The following is a 14,794-nucleotide window of genomic DNA, read 5'->3' on the forward strand; positions in this document are numbered from 1 at the left end:
CCGATGACGACCGCGTCGAACTCGCCGGCGCTGGTGGACACGTCACGCGTGACGCGCTGGCGCAGCTCCGTCTCCGGCAGCGTGAGGAACGTGATCTCCAGATCCGGGTTCGCCTTCTCGAACACGCTCTTGGTGTACTTCTCCAGGGCAGTCGTCAGCGGGTTGGCGACGTTCGCGATCGTGATCTTCGTCTTGCCTCCGCCACCGGAACCCGACGGCGAGCAGGCGGCGAGCGTGGGCGCGATGGCGACCGCGCCGCCGACAACGAGCGCGCCCTGAAGCACGGCGCGACGACTGGTGACGACGGATGACAGCTGGACCAACGGGCGATTCTGTTGAGACATCTTTGACTCCTTCGGAGTTGGTGGAGCGATTTGCGGGATGAGGTGCGGCGTCTTCGGTTCCGGTTCGTTCGTGCGGTTTCGTGTCGCTTCGGGTATCGATCGGTGTGCGTCGTCGGTGACGACCCGGATCCACGGGCTCTGTATCAGCCCGGGAGGTCTGCGGAGTGGAACAGCTCCTCGGCGCGGGCCGCATCACGATGATGCACCGCGGCCTTGAGGCCTTCCAGGGCTGCCGCCATGTTCGGGCGGCTCCAGATGTTGCGTCCGATGGCTACGCCCAGCGCGCCTGCCTCCATCCACTCGACGATCGCCGAGCCGATTCCGCCTCCGGACTGCGGGACACCGCCGAGAACCCAGACGGGCAGACCCGTGTGGCTGATGATCTCGCTGAGGATCTCCGGGCGGGACGGGGCGGGCAGCTTGAGGATCGTGGCACCCAGCTCGGTCGCCTGGCGAGCTGCATGACGGATCATCTCATCATCGACCTGGTCGAGGTACGCCCCCCAGAAGGCGGGCTCGATCATGAAGGGCAGGCCGAGCTCCTCGCACTCCGCCGCGGTGCGGCCGAGCAGCGAAGTCGCCTCGGCGAGCGCCTCGGTGTCACCGAGGCCGAGCGGAAGGATCATCTTCGCCGCGACCGCTCCGTGGCGCAGGACCCACTCGGGCGAGACGGCGCGGCGGGCGTGCGTGAGGGGGTGGTCCACGCCGGGGAGGGCTCCGAAGGTGCCGCCGTCGAGGGTGGCGATGACGCGCGGCGCACCGGGGTGAGCCAGCAGCGGGGAGAGTTGGCGCAGCAGACCGGGTCCGATGAGGATCCCGTCGACGTCGGAGACGGCGAGCGCCTCGATGATGCCGCGAGCGTCTTCGCCGCCAGGGACCATTCCGTTGAAGCCGTGGTCGAACGCGACCACCGCGGACGTCCCGTACTCGGAATTGCGAAGCTGGTTGATACGAACTGCGATGCCGCTCATTGTCCTCCTTAGCGTGAGCTTCCCGTCCGGGAACTGAACAACTATGAACATCTTTAGCCCTTTCTGTCCAGCCGCATTGGAAAGTCGAACCTATGAATGCCCCTATATAAGGGCCCGTGATATCTGTTACTTGATCGAAACATGCGGAGAATCCGCGGAAACACGGCTGTAATCTGCGCAGGCAACCTCTCACGCCGGGCGACATGGCGCGTTCCGCGCCGGTTGCAGATATGGAAACTTTGCTTGTCTCATCGCTGAGACGAGGGGATCTTTCTTGCATCGCACGGCACCGGTCGGCGATCACCCCGAGGGAGGACCAGATGAAGTACGGGATCATCGAGCAGGGCTACGTCCGAAAGGACGCCGATCCGTTCGAGCGCGTGCGCCAGCTCGTGACCGAGGCTCAGCAGGCAGACAAGTACGGCTTCACCTCGTTCGCCGTGTCGGAGCAGCACTTCAAGTTCCCCACCAACTCCACCGGCGCACTCGATGTCATCCTCCCGTGGGTGGCGGCGACGACGAACCTGCGGATGCTGCCGTCGGCGGCCATCCTCTCGCTGCACCACCCGCTCGCGATCGCCGAGCGCTGGGCGACGATCGACGTTCTCTCTGAGGGGCGCCTGGACTTCGCCGTCGGCCGCGGCAACACCCCGAAGACCGCCTCCGCGTTCCAGATCCCCCACGCCGAGACCAACGCCCGCACGATGGAGTCGCTGGACATCATCTTCCGCGCCTGGTCGGGCGAGGAGTTCTCCTACAAGGGCGAGTTCTGGGAGTTCGAGGACATCCGGGTGCACCCGATCCCGGCGCAGCGTCCGCACCCGCGCGTCTCGCTCGCCGCGGTGAGCGCCGGCTCCGCGGCCCTGGCCGGAAAGCACCAGCTCGGCTACATGGGCGGCATGCACTGGCTGCGCTGGGCGCAGGTGCACGACCGGGTCAACGCCTACAACGAGGCCTGGGAGACCGGCACGCCGTTCGAGTACGCGCAGCCGCTGCATCACATCTCGCTGCAGGTGCCCACGCACGTGGCCAAGACCGACAAGCTCGCCCGCGAGCAGGTCGAGTTCGGCATCGTCGAGTACGCCAACCGCGCGATGAAGCAGGACATCCTCAACCACCAGCTGACGTACGGCACCGAGGCCGGCATGGACACGACCGGGGAGTTCTACGACAACTTCGACGGTCTCCTCGACCTGACGTCGATGATCGTCGGAAGCCCGCAGCTCGCCATCGACAAGCTGCTGCGCGTGCACGAGGAGTACGACATCGACGAGATCGTCTTCCACCTCGACTACGCGAGACACGACGAGCTCCTCGAGTGCATCCGCCTGCTCGGCGAGGAGGTCCTCCCGGTCGTGGAGAAAGAGACCGCGCGCAACCCGCGCCCGGCACGCACGGTCGCCTCGGTCAGCTGATCATGTCCGCCCTCGACCTCTCCGCGCGCGCGCTCGTCGCCGCGACCTCCACGGGCGAACTCTCGCCCGTGGAGGTCGTCGACGACCTCGCCCGGAGGGTGTCGGGGGTGGCCGCCGAGCTCAACCCGTTCCTGGCGATCGACCTGGACGCCGCCCGGGACACGGCGCGCGCACTCCAGGAGCGGCCCGCGGAGGAGCGCGGAGCCCTCCACGGGCTTCCGCTCCCGCTGAAGGACCTGGAGCGCACGGCCGACCTGCCCACCACGTTCGGCCTCTCCTTCCCCCTCGCGCCTGAGGCCCCCCGCACGGACGGCTCGTTCGCAGCACGAGCGCGAGCCGCCGATGCGATCCTCTACGCCAAGACCAACACATCGGCGTTCGGGCACAAGGACGTGACCGAGAACCTCATCGTCGGCGCGACGACGAACCCCTGGGACACCACCCGCACGCCGGGCGGATCCAGCGGCGGATCCGCTGCCCTCGTGGCCGCGGGCGTCGCTCCGGTCGCACACGGCACCGATGCCGGCGGCTCGGTGCGGTTCCCGGCCAGCATGGTGGGCGTCGTGGGCTTCAAGCCCTCCTTCGGCCGCCTCCCCCGCATTCCCTCCCCCGACCTCTGGGCCGCGCGCGGACACCACGGCTTCCTCGCCAACGACGTCGCCGACATCGCCTTCCTGATGGACGCGCTGTCGGGCCAGGATCTGCGCGACCCGCTCTCCCCCGCCGGCTCGTGGCGCGCCGTGCCTGCCGCGAAGGCCCCGCGAGCGCTCTACGTCGAGACCATGTTCGGCCAGGATGTCGAGGTCGACGTCCGCCGGGTGATGGACGAGGCGATCGACGCCCTCGTCGCGGCGGGCGTCGACATCCGCCGAGGCAGGATCGAGTGGGAGGACCCGATCCCCGACGGGAACATCCCGATGGTGGCTCGGGAGTGGCGACTGCTCGGCGCGCGTGCCGAGCGCGAACCCGAGCTGTTCGACGCGTCGCACCTCGAGCAGATCCGCGCGGGCGCAGCGGTGACCGCCGATGACCTGATGCGCGCGCAGGAGTCGCGCACGAAGCTGTACGGCGCTGCCGCGGCGCTGTTCGAGAACTACGACCTGCTGCTGATGCCCACCATGCCGCTGACTGCCTGGCGCTGGGACGACGAGCACCCCGCCATCAACGGTCTGCCCACCGAGCGCGGCCCCGGCGGCCGCTGGATGGACGTGCTCCTCGGAAACCTCACCGGTTGGCCGGCGATCTCGGTGCCGTGCGGCTGGAGCAAGGGCCTCCCCGTTGGCCTGCACATCACCGCCGCCCCCCTCCACGACTTCGCATGCGTCGATGCCGCCGCACGCTTCGAAGAGATCCTGCAGTTCACCCGCCCTGCGCTCCCCGCTCAGGCCGCAACGAAGAGATGACGACAAGGAATATGACGATCATGATCGAGACCCACAGCGTCGAACTCACCGGCCGCGCCCTGCGCGACGCCTTCGCCCAGTTCCCCAGCGGAGTGGTGGCCATCGCCGCCGAGATCGACGGCGTCGCCGTGGGCATGGCGGCAAGCACCTTCGCCCCGGTGTCGCTGGAGCCGCCGCTGGGCGGGGTGTTCATCGCGAACAGCTCGTCGACCTGGCCGAAGCTGCGCGAGGCGCGCACCCTGGGCGTCAGCATCCTCGGCTCCACCCACTCCCTGGCCGCACGCAAGCTCGCCGGGCCCGCCGCGTCGCGCTTCGACGCCGTGACCACCAGCCGCGGACACGGCGACGCCCTCTTCATCGACGAGACGCCCCTCGTGCTCGAAGTCGACATCGAAAGCGAGACGCCCGCCGGCGACCACCTTCTGGCACTGCTGCGCATCCGCTCGGTGCAGGTGCGGGACGAGCACTCGGCGCTGCTGTTCCACCGCAGCGCCCTGACCGGCTTCACCCCCACGGTGGACGCTCCGTGATCATCACCTGGGTCGGCTTCGGCGCCATGGGGCTGCCGATGGCGAGCAGACTCGCCGCGGCCGGCCACACCGTCTTCGGCCGCGCATCCACGCCGCAGAAGACGCGCACGCTGGAGGACGCCGGCGTCTCGGTGACCGACGACCTGCAGCGCTGCGTCGCCGAGTCCGACCTGGTCGTCTCGATGGTGCCGGGCCCGCAGGAGGTGCGGGACCTGTGGACCGGCGCTGAAGGGCTGTTGGCGCACATGAAGGCGGGCGCGGTCGCGGTGGACATGTCCACCGTCGGCGCCGACGCCGCCCGCGATCTGCATGCGGCCGGCGCCGACCACGGCGTGCCCGTGCTGGACTGCCCCGTCTCGGGCGGTGTCAACGGCGCCGCGAACGGCGCTCTGACGATCTTCACCGGCGGCGATCCCGACGCGGTCGCCGCCGCGGCCCCCGTGCTGGAGACGCTCGGAACCATCGTCGCGTGCGGCGCCCCGGGCGCCGGCCAGCAGGCGAAGCTGGTCAACCAGGTCGTGGTCGCCGCCAACACCTATGGGCTGTGCCTGGCCTACGCCCTCACCGAGCGCTCCGGGATCGACACCGAGCTGATGTTCTCCGCCCTGACCGGCGGCGCGGCGGACGGCCGACTCCTGCGGCTGGAGTGGCCGCTGCTGCAAGCCGACGACCTGAGCACCGGGTTCGCCATCTCGCACATGGTGAAGGACATCTCGCTGCTGAAGCCCCTGCTGACGTCGGCGGGACTGTCGGCCACCGTCGTGGCCGCGATCGCCGATCAGTTCCGAGCCACGGGCGAGGCACTCGGCGCCCAGTCCGCCACCCAAGCGCTCGCCCGCCATCTCATCGACACCGCCCACCCGACCTCGACCCGCAAGGACCTGCCATGACTGACATCGTCGGCTTCATGCCCGCCCCGTTCGCCTCCGACGACACGATCGACCGCGCGCAGCTGCGCGACCTCTCCTCTTCGCTCGCCGAGCACGGCGTACATCCCGCCGTGCTCGGCGGGATGGGCGAGTTCTACGCGCTCGACCTCGCCGAGGCAACCGCGTGCATGGAGGCTGCGGTCGAGGGAGCGGCCGGACGCACTCCGGTCGTCGCCGGCATCGGCCACGACACCCGCACCGCCGCGGCGCTCGGCCGTGCGGCCGCAGCCAGCGGCGTGGGCCTGCTCGTCGCCAACCCGATCTACTACGCCAACCCGTCCTACCGCGGCTACGCCGAGCACATCCGCGCGATCGCGGGCGAGTCGGGCCTGCCGGTGATCATCTACAGCGCACCCAGCTACCCGGCCACCGACGAGCTCATCGGCACGATGACCGACATCGAGGGCTTCGCCGGCGTCAAGGAGGAGTTCTACGGGATCCCCGAGACGGCGGAGCGGATCACCCGCTGGGGCAACCGCCTGCTGTGGTGGGGCGTCGGCGAGCAGGTGGGCTGCGACTTCGCCGAGGTTGGCGCCTCGACCGTGACGACCTCGCTTGCCAACGTCGACCCCTCGGCCGCGGTCGCCTACATTTCTGCGAGACTGGCAGGCGAGGCGAGCGACCCGCTCGCCGAAGAGCTGGTCATCGCTTGGGAGGCGTCCATGATCGCGAGCCCGGAGGGCGTTCCGTCCTTCCTCACCGAGGCCATGCGCCAGTACGCCGGCTGGTCCGATGCCGTGCGCCTGCCGCTGCTCCCCGTCGACGACGAGGCAACCCGCACGGCGATCGCGCAGATCCTGGAGAAGAGCCGACTGCGCACCACCCAGCTGACGGGAGTCTCCGCATGAGCTTCGTCGACACGATGACCTTCGGGCTCGGCTCCCCCGCGCGAACGGGCGACGCCGTCACCCTGCGCGTCCCCGGTGAGGGCACCGTCCTGGCCGAGGTCGCCCTCGCCGGGGTGGACGACGTCCGCACAGCCGCCCGGACCGCGCGCGAGGCGCAGCGCGGCTGGGCCTCGACCCCGATCGCCGAGCGCGCCGAGGTGCTCGCGCGTGCCGAGGCGCTCCTGCTCGAGCACGCCGACGAGCTGCAGGTGGGCATCGCCCACGAGACGGGCAGCGTCTTCGGCAAGGCCCGCGTCGAGATCGACGGTAGCGTCAACGAGCTGCGCGCCGGTCGCGCCCTCGCCTCCATCCCCGACGGCGAGGTGTACCCCAGCCCGAACGGATCGCTCAGCTACAGCCGCCGCATCCCGGTCGGAGTGGTCGGCCTCATCACGCCGTGGAACTTCCCGGTGGCCCTCGCGATGCGCGTCATCGCTCCGGCACTGGTGCTCGGCAACGCGGTCGTGCTCAAGCCCGACACGCAGACGCCGATCTCCGGCGGAGACATGCTGGCCTCGCTGTTCCTTAAGGCGGGACTGCCGGCGGGACTGCTGCAGTCGGTGCCCGGCGGGCCCGTCGTCGGCGAGGCGCTGGTCTCCGACCCCGACGTGGACATGATCTCGTTCACCGGCTCCACGGCCGCCGGCCGCAAGGTCGGAGCCCTCGCAGGCTCCCTCCTCAAGCGGGTCAGCCTCGAGCTCGGCGGCAACAACCCGATGATCGTGCTGGACTCGGTCGACATCGACATCGCCGCGGAGGCCGGCGCCGCCGGGTCGTTCACCCATCAGGGACAGATCTGCATGAGCACGGGTCGTCACATCGTGCACGTGTCGGTGGCCGACGCGTACGCCACCGCGCTCGCCTCGCAGGCGGCGACGCTGCGGCTCGGGGCGACGTCCGACCCCGCCACGACGATGGGGCCGATCATCAACCAGGCGCAGATCGACCGCGTCGCCGACATCGTCGACCGCTCGGTCGCGATGGGGGCGACCGTGCTGACCGGCGGCACGCCGCAGGGCCAGTACTACCCGCCGACCGTGCTGACCGGTGTGACGCCGGACATGCCCGCCTTCTCGGAGGAGCTCTTCGGTCCGGTGGCCGTGGTGAGCACGTTCTCATCCGACGAGGAGGCCGTGACCCGCGCCAACTCCGGTGAGTACGGGCTGTCGGCCGCCGTGTTCGGCAGCGACCTCGCGCGCGCACGTCGTCTGGCGCTGCAGCTGCGCGCCGGTATGGTGCACATCAACTCCATCACGATCACCGACACCGCCGTCACGCCCATGGGCGGCCACGGCTCGTCGGGTAACGGCGGCGCCGTGGGCGGTCTGTCCAACGTCGAGGAGTACACGCAGGTGCGCTGGTACACCGAGCAGGACAAGCCGTTCGACGCCTCGTTCTGACCGCGGACCGGGGCCTCGGGCGATCGGGCGCCCGAGGCCCCGCCGATTCCAGGGAGGAGGTTCTCGTGGAGGAGACCGCACCGGCCACCGATCTGACCACCCTGCGCCGCGGGCTGCAGATCCTCGAGCTGCTGCGTAGCTCGAACCCCTCGGCGTCGATGTGGACCAACAAGGAGATCGCCGACACGCTCTCGCTGGACAAGTCCGTCGTCTCCCGCACGCTGCGGGTGCTGGTGGATCTGGGGTTCGTCGAGCGCAGCGCCGACGGCCGCAAGTTCGCGCCAGGCCCGAAGGTCTACCCCCTCGGAGCGCGGTCGGTCAATCAGGATGTCCTCCGCGCGGCCGCGACCGTCGTGCGCGAGATCGTGCGGATGACGCAGGCCCGCTCGTATCTGTCCGTGCGCAGCGACATGGACGCGATGACGCTGTGGTCGGATCAGCCCGTGCGCGCCCGCCCGCGCGTGCACAGCATCGGGACCACGTTCCCCCTGGGCGTCAGCGAGGCCGGACGCGCGCTGCTGTACGGATCCCCGCCCACGGAGATCGAGCAGGTGGCCGCGGAGATGCGCCGGATCGGCGTCGGCCACGCCGATCAGCTCGCAGGTCAGATCGAGCTCGACCGGCGCATGGGCTACTCGTGGCGTCGCGCCGACGAGAGCGGCGTCGCCGTGCCCGTGTGGGACACCCGCAACGAGGCGGTGATCGGCGCGCTGGGCGTGGCCTCGGAGGGCCTGAGCAGCCGCGACGTGGCGGAGGCGACCGCGCAACTGCTGATGGCCGCGGCATCCAATCTGGCGCGTCGCATCCACGCGACCGAGACCCACTCGACGACGATGGCTCCGCTGCCCTTCAGCGGATGGCCGGAGATGCCCACCGACATGTTCCCGCTCTCCTCGCGCAGCCTCGACGGCGAGACTTTCCCCGAGTTCCTCGGTGATTGAGGGTCCGGGGCGCGATAGTCTGGCGTGCATGATGGCACGGGGAGGGTTCACGTGAGCACAACCGCCGACCTCGCGCGCGATCATGACGCCGTCGTCGACGCGCAGGACATCGTCTCGCGCAACAGCGCGCTGCCGCTGCACGCGCAGATCGCCACCCACTTCCGTCAGCTGATCCTCGCCGGCATGCTGCCCAACGGCTATCGGATACCGCCCGAGGGCGACCTCGCGCGCCAGTTCGAGGTGGCGCGCGGAACGGTGCGGACGGCGATGGCCACGCTCCTGGCCGAGGGGCTGATCGAGCGCGCCCAGGGCATCGGCACCTTCGTGGCCGTGCGCGCGAGGCTCCCTCAGGACGACAGCAGCACCGCGCGCCTCCTGTCCACCGGTGAGCGCCTCATCGAGCGGGGTATCGAGTTCCAGAACACGCTGCTGGAGCGGCGTCTGGTGGACGAGCACCGCTCACTCGAGGCCTTCTCCGCCCATCGCGTCATGCACATCCGGCGTCTGCGCACCCTGTTCGACGGGCCCGCGTCGGTCACCGACACGCTGATCAACCTCGACCTCGTCCCCGAGGCGGCTCAGCTCACGGACGACTCGCTGGCTGCGGGTTCGCTGCACGCCACCCTGCGCTACAGCTTCGGCGTCGAGTTCACCTGGGCGGAGCGCTTTTTCAGCGCCGAACTGGCGCCCGCCGAAGTGGCCCAGTTGTTGGGCGTCGCCCCAGGCACACCGGTGCTGTGCCACGAGGAGTTCAGCTACACCCACGAGCACGACTGCGTCGAGTACTCGCGCTCCTGGGTGCGCACCGATCAGCACAAGTACGCCGTGACGGTGCGCGATTCCCGAGGCTGATCGCCCGCCGCCCATCGCCCGCTCCGTCGTTGCGCATACAGTCACCGCGCGACGGCCGCTCTCATGGGTCGCATAGATTCGAGTCGTCCCCCTTGCGACGTGAAACATGATCAGCGCACTCGACCTCTTCTCTATCGGCATCGGACCCTCCTCCTCTCACACGGTGGGCCCGATGCGTGCCGCGCGCCGATTCGTCGACGATCTCGACAGCGCCGGCGACCTGCCCCGGGTCACGCGCGTCACCGCCGACCTGCTGGGATCGCTGGGCGCCACCGGCAAGGGCCACGGCACCGACCGCGCCGTCGTGTTCGGCCTGCTGGGCGAGCGGCCCGAGAGCATCCGCCCCGACGCGCAGGCCGGCCTCTACGACACGGTGGCCGACACGGGGATACTGAGCCTGGCCGGGACCCACGAGATCCCCTTCTCTCTCACCGGTGACCTCACGCTGCACCTGCGGACCACCCACGAGTCCCACCCCAACGCGATGGTGCTGCGCGCCTTCGACGGCGCGGGCGCGCTGGTGCGCGAGCGGACGTACTTCTCCATCGGCGGAGGGTTCATCACCGAGGAGGGCGAGGATCCGGCGACCGCCGCGGACGACACCGCGGTGCCGCATCCGTTCCGGTCGGCCGCGGACGTGCTGGAGATCTGCGCCCGGGAGGGCATCTCGATGAGCGAGCTGATGCGGCGCAACGAGCTCGCCCGCCCGCACGGCCCGGAGATCGACGAGCGGATCGGCGCGATCTGGCAGGCCATGCGCGAGTGCATCGACCGCGGGATCGCCGCCCCCGACGGCTCGCAACTGCCGGGAGGCCTGGGCGTGTGGCGCCGTGCCCCCGGACTGCACCGCTCGCTCACCGAGACGCCCAACAAGGACGAGCTGCACGCGATGGAGTGGGTGAATCTCTTCGCGATGGCCGTGAACGAGGAGAACGCCGCCGGCGGGCGTGTCGTGACCGCCCCCACCAACGGCGCGGCCGGCATCATCCCGGCCGTGCTCGGCTACTACGTGATGTTCATCCCCGGAGCGGATGCCGCGGGCGTGGTGCGCTTCCTCCTCGCTGCGGCCGCCGTCGGCACCCTCTTCAAGGCCAACGCGTCGATCGCCGGTGCCGAGGTCGGCTGCCAGGGGGAGGTCGGTTCGGCCTGCTCGATGGCGGCGGCGGGACTGGCCGAGGTGCTCGGCGGGACGCCCGCGCAGGTGGAGAACGCCGCCGAGATCGCGATCGAGCACAACCTCGGACTCACGTGCGACCCCGTCGGCGGCCTGGTGCAGATCCCGTGCATCGAACGCAACGCCGTCGCCAGCGTCAAGGCGATCAACGCCGCGCGCATGGCTCTGCGCGGCAACGGCGTCCACCGGGTCTCGCTCGATCAGGCCATCAAGACGATGAAGGACACCGGCGCCGACATGATGGTCAAGTACAAGGAGACGTCGCTGGGCGGTCTCGCGGTCAACGTCGTCGAGTGCTGAGGAGCTGACCCGCGCGCCACCGCGGCAGTCAGTCCCGCCGCTGCCAGGCCGGCTTGTGCGCGTAGGTGTGGCGGCCGCGCACTATCGGGTGGTAGTCGAGAAGGCCCAGCAGCTCGTCTCCAGTGAACCCGTGTCCGACGACGACGCAGACCTCCTCGGCGTCCCCGTCGCTCCCCCGCCCTCGTGGTGCGCCGGCAGGGGAGCGATCGGAAGGGGCGCCTGGTCGAGTTCGCCGTCAGCGTCTACCGCGGCGACCGTTACGACAATCGGTTCGCGATCTCGCGCTGACCCGGCCCGTCAGCCCTTCGTGGCCCCTGCGGTGAGTCCGGCCACGATGTGCCGCTGCGCGAGCACCGCGAGCACCGCGACCGGGATCATCGTCACGACCGATGCGGCCATCAGCCCGCCCCAGTCGACGCTGGCGTAGGCGATGAAGTTGAACAGCGCCACGGGCAGGGTGCGCGTGTCGTTGCCGCCCAGCACCAGCGAGAACAGGAAATTGTTCCAGGAGAAGATGAAGCCCAGCAGGGCGGCGGTGGCGATGCCGGGCCGTGCCAGCGGGACCGCGATGCGCCAGAAGGCGCCCGCGGGCGAGAGGCCGTCCACCTGGGCCGCCTCCTCCAACTCCGTGGGCAGGGTCTCGAAGAACCCGGTCATGATCCAGACCACCAGCGGCAGGGTCACGAACAGGTGCGCGATGATCAGCGCCCAGTACGTCCCGACGAACCCCACCTGCGCGAACAGGAAGTACCACGGCACGAGCAGCGAGATCCACGGGATGATGCGCGCGGCGAGGATAAGCATGTTCGTCCGGCCCATCGAATGCCGCGCGATGGCGTAGGCGGCCGGCAGCCCCACCAGCAGCGCCAGCGCGGTGGCGGCGATCGCCACGATCGCGCTGTTGAGGATGTAGTGAAGGAAGTCGTTCTGCTCGATGAGGGCGACGTAGTTGTCCAGCGTCGGGGTGAATACGAAGGTCTGGCTCGGATCCCCGATCGACAGCGCGTTCTTCAGCGATGCCAGCACCATCCAGATGACGGGGAACGCCAGGGCGACGATCACCACCGTGATGGCGATCCCGCGGAGCGTGGTGCGGGTGCGGTTGCGGTTGCGGTTGCGGTTGCGTGCACTGTGGCCGGCGACGATGGTCATCGGATTCGCTTTCCCTTCGACGCACGCGGAAGATCGCCGCGGCTTCGACTCAACACCAGCACCGCGCAGAACGCGACGACGAGGATGAAGAACAGCATCAGCACCGCCGAGGCGTAGCCGAACTCGCCGAACGCGAAGGTGAGCGTGTACACGAGGATGTTCAGCGTCTCGGCCTCGTGGAAGGGGCCGCCGCCCGGCCCCTTCAGCGCGTAGATCAGGTCGAACGTCTTGAGCGCATCGATCGATCGCAGCAGCACAGCCACTAGCACGGTGGGCCAGATGATCGGGAGCACCACGTAGAAGAACCGCTGCCAGGCGTTTGCGCCGTCCATCATCGCGGCCTCGATCGGCTCCTCCGGCACCGTGGTCAGCCCCGCCATGAGGATCAGCGCGATCATCGGCGTCCACTGCCAGGCGTCGATGAAGATCAGCACGGGCATGCTCTGGGCGGGATCGGACAGGAAGCCCTGAGCGGGGGTGCCGAGCCACCCGAGCAGCTGATTGGCGAAGCCGATCGAGGGCTCGAAGATCAGCAGCCACATCATGCTGACCGCCACGGGCGTGGCCACCAGCGGCAGGAGGATGAGCAGCCGCACGGCGCCACGACCCCGGAACGGCTTCTGCAGGAGCAGGGCGATGCCCAGCCCCAGCACGAGCTCGATCACGACCGCGGCGATCGTGAAGACCGCGGTGCGCATGACGGCGGGCCAGAAGCGGTCCGAGTCCGTCAGCGCGGTCCAGTAGTTCTGCAGCCCGATGAAGTCCATCGGACGATTCAGCGACCCCTCCGCGCTGGTGGTGCTCAGCACGATCGTGCACACCAGCGGCACCACCAGCATGACGGCGACGAGCAGGACGGCGGGGGTGGCGAACACGAAGGGCAGTCGACGCGCCGAGAGCACGCGGCTGCGGCGGACCGGCGGCGGGGGCGCCGGGGCCTGCGCGCGCGGGATGGTCGGCTCGCACTCGAGCGTCGAGGGCGCGGCCACGGTCACTCCTTCTCGGACTCGATGAGCGCGGCGAGCTCCTCATCCGCCGACCGTGCCGCGGACTCGACATCCCCTCCCGAGATCGCGGTGGCCAGCACCGTGCCGACGATGTCGCGCGACTTGGAGATGTTCACGACCTGCGGCGAGGCGTAGCCGACGTAGTCGATGCCGGAGTCGCCGCGCACGAGTGCGGCGACGTCGGCCGGGAAGGCCGCGGAGGCCTCGGGGTCGGCCCACGCCGACTCACGCGTCACGGGCTGCCCTGCGGCGAGCATCGTCTTGCCCATCTCGGCCGACGTGGCCCACTCGATGAACTGCCAGCCGAGGTCCGCCTTCTTCGAGGACTGCGGGATGCTGAGCGACCAGGGCGTGTAGCTGGCGACCCGGTGTCCGGCGGGCCCGGCCGGGAACGCCGCAAAACCGACGTTGTCGGCGACCCGCGACGCCTCGGGGTCCAGCACGTTCGGGAAGAGCGTGTCGGCCTCGCCGAGGAAGGCGACCTTGCCCTGGTTGAACAGGGCGACCGCCTCGGACCAGCCCATGTTCAGCGCCCCCGGAGCCCCCGAGTCGTGCAGCAGTCGCCCGTACACCGAGATGCCCTCCACGGTGGCGTCGCTGTCCAGCGACGCCTCGCCCGAGGAGTCCGTCCAGTCGCCGCCCGAACCGAACACGAAGCTCGCGGCGCCGGGGACACCCGCCGAGCCGTTGGCGCGGGTCGCATAGCCGTAGACCCCGGCAGCGGGGTCGTTGAGCTTCGCAGCGGCCTCCTCCAGCTCGGCGAAGGTGGTCGGCACCGCGATCCCGGCCTGCTCGAGCAGGTCCTTGCGGTACATCAGGATGAAGTGCTCCGACACCAGCGGCACGGCACGCACGGCACCCTCGCCGTCTGTCACCGAGCGCCGGGCGGGCTCGCTGAAGTCCTCCCAGTCCCAGTCGGCGGCGCCGGTGACGTCGTCGGAGATATCGGCGAGCCAGCCGCTGTCGACGTAGCGGGGGAACTCCACCGACGACATGACCATCGACACATCGGCCTCCGCGGAGCCGGAGTTGAACATGACCTGGTACTGCTGGGCCAGCTGGGTGTCGCCGAGCACGGTGAGGTTCACGTCGATGCCGGTCTTGGCCTCGAACTCGGGCACGAGCGACTCGAGTTCGTCGCTCCAGGGGATCTGGGCGAGGTACACGTTGATGGACTGCGCCGAGCCGCCGGCGCTTCCTCCGCTGCAGGCGGACAGCCCCACGACGGAGGCGGCGATGGCCGCGAGAGCGAGGGTCTGGGGGATTCTACGCATGAGCATCTCCTGATCGGTGTGTAGCACGGTGGTGTTGCTTCACCTCGGATCAGGGTGAGATCCGGGGCGACGTCGATGTCGATGTCGATGTCGATGTCGGCGTTTATAGCAGCCGCTTGTTTCACGGGAGGACATGTCCGGAGCGGCGTTGACGTATCAGCAACTCTCGGCCGGATGACCCGCGTTCCGGTCGAGACGGACGTGGCGCGTGTGTA

Annotated in this window: 14 protein-coding genes and 1 pseudogene; 10 read left to right on the plus strand and 5 right to left on the minus strand. The window is 69.7% G+C overall.

What is annotated here, in order from left to right:
* Both D514_RS39070 and D514_RS37360 read right to left on the minus strand, forming a co-directional pair.
* A pseudogene (locus D514_RS39070) lies at positions 1-344 on the minus strand (hypothetical protein); the annotation flags it as partial.
* A gap of 143 nt (positions 345-487) precedes the next feature.
* Positions 488-1,315, minus strand: coding sequence for a class I fructose-bisphosphate aldolase (locus D514_RS37360; RefSeq protein ID WP_017831535.1), 828 nt, complete (start codon positions 1,313-1,315; stop codon positions 488-490).
* A 320-nt stretch (positions 1,316-1,635) separates the two neighbouring features.
* Here D514_RS37360 and D514_RS37365 point away from each other — a divergent pair, with 320 nt between their 5' ends.
* The 10 genes from D514_RS37365 (at position 1,636) to D514_RS39555 (ending at position 11,434) form a co-directional block, all read left to right on the plus strand.
* Positions 1,636-2,730: an LLM class flavin-dependent oxidoreductase gene (locus D514_RS37365; RefSeq protein ID WP_017831536.1), complete on the plus strand. Its 1,095-nt coding sequence runs from the start codon at positions 1,636-1,638 to the stop codon at positions 2,728-2,730.
* Positions 2,731-2,732: 2 nt separating this feature from the next.
* Positions 2,733-4,133 carry an amidase gene (locus D514_RS37370; protein ID WP_017831537.1) on the plus strand — a complete coding sequence of 467 codons (1,401 nt, stop codon included), beginning with the start codon at positions 2,733-2,735 and terminating at the stop codon, positions 4,131-4,133.
* A gap of 20 nt (positions 4,134-4,153) precedes the next feature.
* Positions 4,154-4,663 (plus strand): flavin reductase family protein, encoded by a 510-nt coding sequence (locus D514_RS0119880; protein ID WP_036323999.1) that lies wholly within the window; start codon positions 4,154-4,156, stop codon positions 4,661-4,663.
* Positions 4,660-5,553, plus strand: coding sequence for an NAD(P)-dependent oxidoreductase (locus tag D514_RS37375; RefSeq protein WP_017831539.1), 894 nt, complete (start codon positions 4,660-4,662; stop codon positions 5,551-5,553). The genes D514_RS0119880 and D514_RS37375 overlap by 4 nt, the downstream gene beginning before the upstream one ends.
* Entirely contained in the window at positions 5,550-6,440 is an 891-nt protein-coding gene (locus D514_RS38270; protein ID WP_017831540.1) for a dihydrodipicolinate synthase family protein, read from the plus strand. Before D514_RS37375 ends, D514_RS38270 begins: the two co-directional genes overlap by 4 nt.
* Positions 6,437-7,879, plus strand: a complete 1,443-nt coding sequence (locus tag D514_RS37380) for an aldehyde dehydrogenase family protein (protein ID WP_017831541.1) — start codon at positions 6,437-6,439, stop codon at positions 7,877-7,879. Before D514_RS38270 ends, D514_RS37380 begins: the two co-directional genes overlap by 4 nt.
* Before the next feature lie 65 nt (positions 7,880-7,944).
* Positions 7,945-8,820, plus strand: coding sequence for an IclR family transcriptional regulator (locus D514_RS37385; protein ID WP_017831542.1), 876 nt, complete (start codon positions 7,945-7,947; stop codon positions 8,818-8,820).
* Positions 8,821-8,871: 51 nt separating this feature from the next.
* Complete coding sequence (locus D514_RS37390; protein ID WP_017831543.1) at positions 8,872-9,672, plus strand: GntR family transcriptional regulator; 801 nt, start codon at positions 8,872-8,874, stop codon at positions 9,670-9,672.
* A 106-nt stretch (positions 9,673-9,778) separates the two neighbouring features.
* Positions 9,779-11,146, plus strand: a complete 1,368-nt coding sequence (locus D514_RS37395; RefSeq protein WP_017831544.1) for an L-serine ammonia-lyase — start codon at positions 9,779-9,781, stop codon at positions 11,144-11,146.
* A 186-nt stretch (positions 11,147-11,332) separates the two neighbouring features.
* A complete protein-coding gene (locus D514_RS39555) occupies positions 11,333-11,434 on the plus strand; it encodes a hypothetical protein (protein ID WP_368664402.1) in 102 nt (33 codons plus the stop codon).
* A 9-nt stretch (positions 11,435-11,443) separates the two neighbouring features.
* Here D514_RS39555 and D514_RS37400 read toward each other — a convergent pair whose 3' ends face one another.
* Genes D514_RS37400 through D514_RS37410 form a run of 3 tightly spaced genes read right to left on the minus strand, consistent with a single transcriptional unit; the run spans position 11,444 to position 14,579 of the window.
* Positions 11,444-12,298: a carbohydrate ABC transporter permease gene (locus D514_RS37400; RefSeq protein ID WP_017831546.1), complete on the minus strand. Its 855-nt coding sequence runs from the start codon at positions 12,296-12,298 to the stop codon at positions 11,444-11,446.
* On the minus strand, positions 12,295-13,287 hold the full coding sequence (locus tag D514_RS37405) for a carbohydrate ABC transporter permease (RefSeq protein ID WP_236611010.1): 993 nt from the start codon (positions 13,285-13,287) through the stop codon (positions 12,295-12,297). The genes D514_RS37400 and D514_RS37405 overlap by 4 nt, the downstream gene beginning before the upstream one ends.
* Before the next feature lie 2 nt (positions 13,288-13,289).
* The gene (locus D514_RS37410) at positions 13,290-14,579 is read right to left on the minus strand and encodes a sugar ABC transporter substrate-binding protein (RefSeq protein WP_031206498.1); all 1,290 of its coding nucleotides are present in this window, start codon (positions 14,577-14,579) and stop codon (positions 13,290-13,292) included.
* Between the last annotated feature and the right edge of the window lie 215 nt (positions 14,580-14,794).

This window comes from Microbacterium sp. UCD-TDU (assembly GCF_000340625.1).
Taxonomy (GTDB): domain Bacteria; phylum Actinomycetota; class Actinomycetes; order Actinomycetales; family Microbacteriaceae; genus Microbacterium; species Microbacterium maritypicum.